Origin of the sequence: Streptomyces sp. UNOC14_S4, assembly GCF_020740835.1 — a bacterium.
Taxonomy (GTDB): Bacteria; Actinomycetota; Actinomycetes; order Streptomycetales; family Streptomycetaceae; genus Streptomyces.
In genome coordinates, this window is sequence record NZ_JAINFC010000471.1 from 1 (window position 1) to 5915 (window position 5915).

The window sequence follows — 5915 nt, forward strand, 5'->3', positions numbered from 1 at the left end:
CCCCTCCACGTCTTCGAGCGCCGCTACCGCGCCATGATGGGCGATCTGTCGGCACTCCCCGAGGACGAGCCACGCCGCTTCGGCGTCGTCGCCATCCGCGACGGCCACGAGGTCGCGCCCACCGCGCCGGGCCTGCCGGAAGGGGCACGGCCGGAGCCCGGCCCGGCGTCGGGGTTCGGGCAGGACCCGATGAAGGCGTTCTACGCGGTGGGCTGCGAGACGGAGGCCGCCACGATCCGCAAGCGGGACAACGGCACGTACGAGGTCCTCTCCTCCGGCACCCGCCGCTTCCGGCTGCTGTCCGTGGACGCGTCGGGCCCCTACCTGACCGGCGAGGTGGAGTACCTGGAGGAGGACGAGGGCGAGGGCGCGGGCGCCCTGGCCTCCGGTGTGGTGCGGGCCTTCCGGGCGTACCAGAAGCGGCTGGCGGGGGCGGCGGAGCGGTCCCTGGCCCAGCAGACGGAGCTCCCCGGGGAGCCGACCGTGCTGTCCTACCTGGTCGCGGCTGCGGCGATGCTGGACACCCCCGCGAAGCAGCGGCTGCTCCAGGCCCCGGACACCGCGAGCCGGCTGGCGGACGAGCTGAAACTGCTGCGCGCCGAGACGGCGGTGATCAGTAAGCTGCCGTCGCTGCCCGCCATGGACCTCACGCGGCAGCCGACCAGCCCCAACTGAAGGCAACCGAAGGCACACGGTGAAGAAGGCGAAGAAGCAGCAGGCCGGGTCCACCCCGGCGGTCGTCGCCCTGGAGCGGGCGGGCGCGTCCTTCACGGTGCACGCCTACACGCACGACCCGGCCGCCGCCTCGTACGGCGAGGAGGCGGCCGAGGCCCTGGGTGTCGACCCCCGGCAGGTCTTCAAGACACTGGTGGCGGAGGTCGACGGCACCCTGACCGTGGCCGTGGTCCCGGTCTCCGGCTCCCTGGACCTCAAGGCCCTGGCGACCGCCGTCGGCGGCAAACGGGCGGCGATGGCCGACCCGGCGGCCGCCGAGCGCACGACGGGCTACGTGCGGGGCGGCATCTCCCCGCTGGGGCAGCGCAAGCGCCTGCCGACGGTGCTGGACGCGTCGGCGGCCGCGTACGCCACGATCTGCGTCTCGGCCGGGCGGCGCGGCCTGGAGGTCGAACTCGCCCCGGCGGACCTAGCCGCTCTGGCCGATGCGGTGGTGGCCCCGATAGCCCGAACCTGATCCCATCGCTGTGAATGCTTACCCGCGGCCAAGAGCTCGTAACTTGATTTTGTTGAGGTGCGCTGGTCGGGCGTGACTGGTGGTGGCGGTGTGGGCTCTTTCAGAGCGGCTGGCGTGCGTAGGCCGCCGCTCCTGTACGGGGGAGGTCGGCCCAGACGCGGGTGCCTTCCGAGGTGTCGGCCGGTTCGGAGAGGCCCCAGGTGCCGCCGCATTCGTGGACGGTGCGGGCGAGGAGCAGGAGCTGCCCCTTGCGGTGGGCGACGCAGGCCGCGGTGGCGTCGGGGTTCGCGTGGGTGCGGGGGTGGGGGTCCCAGACGATCGTGCGGAGGGCGTTGTCCTCCTCGCGCCACCGCAGGTGGATGTAGAGCGACTGGTCGGGGGCGAACAGCGAGGCCGCCGCGGTGAGTTCGCCGACCACCTGGAGTGCGGGGAGTGTGATGTTCGAGAGCCCGTGCTTGTCGAGGGAGATGCGCGCGTTGTCGCGGGCGATCCCGGCGGCTTCCGGTCCGCCGGGCAGCGTGAAGCTGTAGGCGAGCTTCTGGGGTGCCAGCGGTGGAAGGCCCGGCTTTGGCACGGGCCGGGAGATGAGCGGGCAGAGGCTGGCGGGCATACGGCAGCTCCGAGTGGGGTGGGTGAGGTGGTGGGGTACGCGCGGCGGCGAAACGGCTGCCGGTGGCTTGTCTCCCTGGGCGCGGGGCGCCTCCCCCAGGGCAGAGGCAAGCAGGCAGCCCGCACCGATGCGCTTCCGGCTGACGCCGTGCGGTGAGTGACGCGGAACTGACTGTAGGGCACTCAGGAGTACGCGTACTACTCTTCGCTGAAGGTGCCACCCGTTCGTTGGACCGACCGCTGGCCGCGCGGGCAAACTGGCCTCATCCCTTGTAAGTGAAGGAAGTTGGGAGAGTGCATGCCCCCGAGACGTACACCGACGGCGCGACAGAAGCGTCTGGGGACGGAGCTGCGCAAGATGCGCATCGCGGCCGGTATGACGACCGAGTTCGCTGCTGGCCTGCTGGGCGTACCCCGCACGAACGTGCCGAACATGGAGTCGGGTCGCTCGGGCATCAGTGCGGACCGAGTGCGTGTCCTGGCTGGCAACTATGGGTGTCCGGACGCGAGCCTTGTGGATGCACTGGCCGACATGGCGGGTGAGCGAGGCAAGGGCTGGTGGGAGACCTACCGGGGCGTCTTGCCCGTCGGCTTCCTGGATATCGCGGAAATGGAGTGGCACGCCACCCGTATGCGCATGGCTCTCACCGTTCACCTACCTGGCTTGTTCCAGACCGAGGAGCGCGCACGGGCGGTCTTCGATCAGGTCTTTCCACGTCTGCCCGACGGGGAGGTCGAAGCCCGGGTCGCCCAGCGGATGGACAGGGCGCAGGTACTCGACAAACCCGACCCGCCGGAGGTGGATGTCATCCTCCACGAGGCCGCGTTGCGGATGGAGTTTGGCGGCGGTGATGTGTCACGAAGGCAGCTGGAGCACATCCTGCGCATGACTGATCGCGACAATGTCACTGTACGCGTCATCCCATTCAAGAGCGGTGGATTCCCGGGAGCTGGCCAGTCGGTCATCTACGCCGAGGCTGCCGTGCCCCAACTCGACGTCGTCGAACTGGACAGCACCCACGGGCCGGAGTTCATCGACTCGGAGATGCAGCTCAGGAAGTACCGTGCCCAGCTGGAGCAACTGGAGTCCGTGACACTCGCATCCGAGCCGTCACGCGATTTCATCCGTCAGATCATTCACCAGCTCTAGGGGAGCTCTGCATGTCACACATCACCTGGGAAGATGCCTTCTGCGGCGAGGCCGCCAACTGCTTCCGGATAGGTATCGACAGCCTCGGCAACGCGTATATCGCCGTCAGCGGTGCCGAGGAGTACTACGTCACCGACACCCGTGACGCGCTCCGCGCCCTCATCCGCGACATTAAAGCAGGTAGGGTCGATCACTTGCTCTGACGGTCTCGAGGGTGGACCCTGCTGCCCCGGATCTCCTCAGTCGCTCAACTCGGGCACAACTCACCCTTTCGTCACCAATGTCGATGCTGGCGTAAACCTTTCCCTGGGTGGAACGAACACAGTTCGGCAGGCGCAGGCAGGCGAGGGGGGCGAAGCGTAGTCGGTGGCGAGCCGTGCTCTTGGCGGCCGCTTCGAGGTGTGCTTGCTGTCTGCTGTCATGTGCACGCTCTGCTGGCCCTCGGCTTGCCGGGACTCTGGATTATCTGGAGGTGGCTTTCGGGAGGGTGGAGCAGTCCGGTGCTTAAACCCGTGAGGCCTTGGCGGAATCTGCGGCCGGAAATCGATTGCGGTGGGCGTGTAATCGAGGTTAGCGTGCGTCATGTTCATGGAAAGCGGAATCAATCCCTGAAGGGTGTTTGATGAAGCTCACATTGGGGCGCTGGCTGACCGCCGGCGCATGCGCGGGCCTTCTTGCCGCAGGGTTCGGAATCGCCTCAGCGCCTACCGCTTCGGCGGCTTCTCACGACTGGTGCGCTCCCTATTCGTTCGTAGATTCGGACGGGACCTTCTATTCCTGGATAAAGTGGGACCGTAAAGCTGGCCATAAGGTCGCCTACTGGTCCATGGGGAATAAGGATGGTTCGGGATATTATTTCTACAGCGGTCCATGCGACTAGGCGGTAACGGTCTTCGGGTCTGAAAGTTCGCTTGTTGCACCCTCTCTTGGGTTCCCCGGAGAGGGTGCAAATTTTTGCGAACTGTGCACCGCTAAACCGTATTGCGTCGGGTTATGAATTGGGAATTCCCCGGCGTGGCTCGGCTCCGTTCATGCTGAGGTGCCCCCTTGGCTCGGTTAGTGCGACTGTGTCGTTTCCAGCTGATCGCGCAGTTCCCTGCGCCCCTGATGGGGCGCCCTTGCGCGTCGCCTGCCGGTTGTGGGCATGCGTTCCGCTGGGGGTCCCCCGGACGGAGTCCGGGGGAGGAACGGGTGGGCGCAACTGGACCACCGGCCGCAACCGACGGCGAGGGCCGGGGGCGGAGCCCCCGGTTACAGCCCCAGCTCCGCTGCGCGGAGCTTCGCCGCCGCGTCCGCGTCGCCGTCCAGTTCCACGTGCGAAGCGCCCTGGCGGCCGAAGGCGAAGAGGATGAGTTCGCCGGGTTCGCCCGTGACCGTCACGACAGGGGCACCGCGGTGGGCCACGGCCGTGCGGCCGTCGGGGCGGCGCAGGACGAGGCCCACAGGGGACTTGCGGCCGAGGACGCGGGCCATGCGCTCCAGGCGGAGCCAGAGCGCGTCGGCGAAGACGGGGTCGAGGTCGCGGGGCGCCCAGTCCGGCTGGGCGCGGCGCACGTCCTCCGTGTGCACGAAGAACTCGACCGTGTTGGCCGCCTCGTCGACCTGCTTGAGGGCGAACGGGGACAGCTTCGGCGGCCCGGTGCGGATCAGCTGGAGCAGCTCCTCGTACGGCTTGGCGGCGAACTCCTCCTGCACCCGTTCGAGCCGCGGGGCCAGCGGCTTGAACACCACGCCCGCCGCCGCGTCGGAGCGGCGCTCCCGCACGACGACATGGGCCGCGAGGTCGCGCGCCTTCCAGCCGGTGCAGAGCGTCGGGGCGCCCGGCCCCACGGTTTCCAGCAGGTCGGCGAGGAGCAGGCGCTCGCGCTGCGCATGGGTCGACATGCGGCCCACCCTACGACCGCCGCCCCTAGTTCGGCAGAGGCTCCGTCAGCTTCGCTCCGCCCGGCGTAATGCTCCGGGTGATGCTGCACGTGATCTGGTTCTGCCCGCGGTCGTACGTCCGCTTGGCCGGATACAGCACGTACGAGTAGTACGTACGGCCGTCCGTGATGGACGAGACACGCTTCTGCGCGTCGGTCTCGCACAGGCTCTTCGCCTTGTCCTGGATCGCCTGCTCGGTGTCGAAGGAGCCCGACAGGGTCGCGTTGGATATCACCTCGCCGTCGTGCGTCCCGTTGCACGACTGCTTCGTCACCACCGATATGCCGCCGTGCAGGCTCGGGTGGTCGAAGCACTCACCGGGCTTGAGCACCACGTACGGCACGCGCTGGTCCAGGCCGGAGTCGTCCGCCCCGGAGGGCGTGGCCGACGGCTCGTCGCCGGGCTCCGTGGCGGGCGCCGACGGCTCGGAGGACGCGGACGGGCGCGGGTCCTTCCTGGCCGCCGACGCCGACGACTTGTGGCCGCCCTTGAAAGCGAGCACGAGACCGCCGACGGCGATGCCCGCCACCAGCACACAGGCGACCACGATCGCCGCCACCTTCGCACCGCTGCCCCCCGACGGCGGGGGAGGCGGCGGCATCGGCGGCGCGAACTGCTGCCCGTACGGCTGCTGCCCGTACGGCGCCCCGGGTTGGCCGAAACCCGGCTGCTGACCGTAGCCCTGCGCACCCTGCGGCGGACCGTACGGCTGCCCGAAGGGCTGCGGCCCGGCGGCGGGCGGCTGGGCAGGCGGCTGCACGGGCGGCTGCCCCGGCGGGCCGAACGCCTGCGGCGGCCCGAACCCACTGCTGTCGCGGGGCGGTTCCTGGGAGTTCGGCGGCGGAGAGGTCATGGTCGAAGCATGCCGTACGCCACTGACAGCCCGAGCGCCGGGGAGTCCGATCAGGGTCATGACCAGCCACGGGCCGCCCGGTCACCCCCGTCACCGGCAGCCGTCACCGGCACCGCGCGCACCACCCGCCCCTCCGTCCCCGGCCGTGGCGGCAGAATGGACACCATGACCGGCACCCCCCAGACCCC

7 protein-coding genes are annotated in these 5915 nt (G+C 69.3%); 4 read left to right on the plus strand and 3 right to left on the minus strand.

The window, feature by feature from the left end; genetic code table 11:
* The coding region (locus K6I34_RS29760) for an LON peptidase substrate-binding domain-containing protein (RefSeq protein ID WP_229330624.1) at positions 1-675 on the plus strand (675 nt) is incomplete at its 5' end.
* Between the two features lie 19 nt (positions 676-694).
* Positions 695-1192 (plus strand): Cys-tRNA(Pro) deacylase, encoded by a 498-nt coding sequence (gene ybaK / locus K6I34_RS29765; protein ID WP_229330626.1) that lies wholly within the window; start codon positions 695-697, stop codon positions 1190-1192.
* Between the two features lie 100 nt (positions 1193-1292).
* Here ybaK and K6I34_RS29770 read toward each other — a convergent pair whose 3' ends face one another.
* Positions 1293-1802 (minus strand): ATP-binding protein, encoded by a 510-nt coding sequence (locus tag K6I34_RS29770; RefSeq protein WP_229330627.1) that lies wholly within the window; start codon positions 1800-1802, stop codon positions 1293-1295.
* Between the two features lie 297 nt (positions 1803-2099).
* Here K6I34_RS29770 and K6I34_RS29775 point away from each other — a divergent pair, with 297 nt between their 5' ends.
* Together K6I34_RS29775 and K6I34_RS29780 are read left to right on the plus strand one after the other, a co-directional pair.
* Positions 2100-2951 carry a helix-turn-helix transcriptional regulator gene (locus K6I34_RS29775; protein WP_229330628.1) on the plus strand — a complete coding sequence of 284 codons (852 nt, stop codon included), beginning with the start codon at positions 2100-2102 and terminating at the stop codon, positions 2949-2951.
* 11 nt (positions 2952-2962) lie between these two features.
* Entirely contained in the window at positions 2963-3154 is a 192-nt protein-coding gene (locus K6I34_RS29780) for a hypothetical protein (RefSeq protein WP_229330629.1), read from the plus strand.
* Between the two features lie 1048 nt (positions 3155-4202).
* Here K6I34_RS29780 and K6I34_RS29785 read toward each other — a convergent pair.
* Together K6I34_RS29785 and K6I34_RS29790 are read right to left on the minus strand one after the other, a co-directional pair.
* On the minus strand, positions 4203-4835 hold the full coding sequence (locus K6I34_RS29785) for a TIGR03085 family metal-binding protein (protein WP_229330630.1): 633 nt from the start codon (positions 4833-4835) through the stop codon (positions 4203-4205).
* Between the two features lie 25 nt (positions 4836-4860).
* Positions 4861-5727: a hypothetical protein gene (locus tag K6I34_RS29790; RefSeq protein ID WP_229330631.1), complete on the minus strand. Its 867-nt coding sequence runs from the start codon at positions 5725-5727 to the stop codon at positions 4861-4863.
* Positions 5728-5915: the final 188 nt, after the last annotated feature.

Excerpts from the sequence above, each read along its gene's own strand:
- K6I34_RS29770 (WP_229330627.1), bottom strand. The coding sequence starts at position 1,802 with ATGCCCGCCAGCCTCTGCCCGCTCATCTCCCGGCCCGTGCCAAAGCCG.
- K6I34_RS29775 (WP_229330628.1), top strand. The coding sequence starts at position 2,100 with ATGCCCCCGAGACGTACACCGACGGCGCGACAGAAGCGTCTGGGGACG.
- K6I34_RS29780 (WP_229330629.1), top strand. The coding sequence starts at position 2,963 with ATGTCACACATCACCTGGGAAGATGCCTTCTGCGGCGAGGCCGCCAAC.
- K6I34_RS29785 (WP_229330630.1), bottom strand. The coding sequence starts at position 4,835 with ATGTCGACCCATGCGCAGCGCGAGCGCCTGCTCCTCGCCGACCTGCTG.
- K6I34_RS29790 (WP_229330631.1), bottom strand. The coding sequence starts at position 5,727 with ATGACCTCTCCGCCGCCGAACTCCCAGGAACCGCCCCGCGACAGCAGT.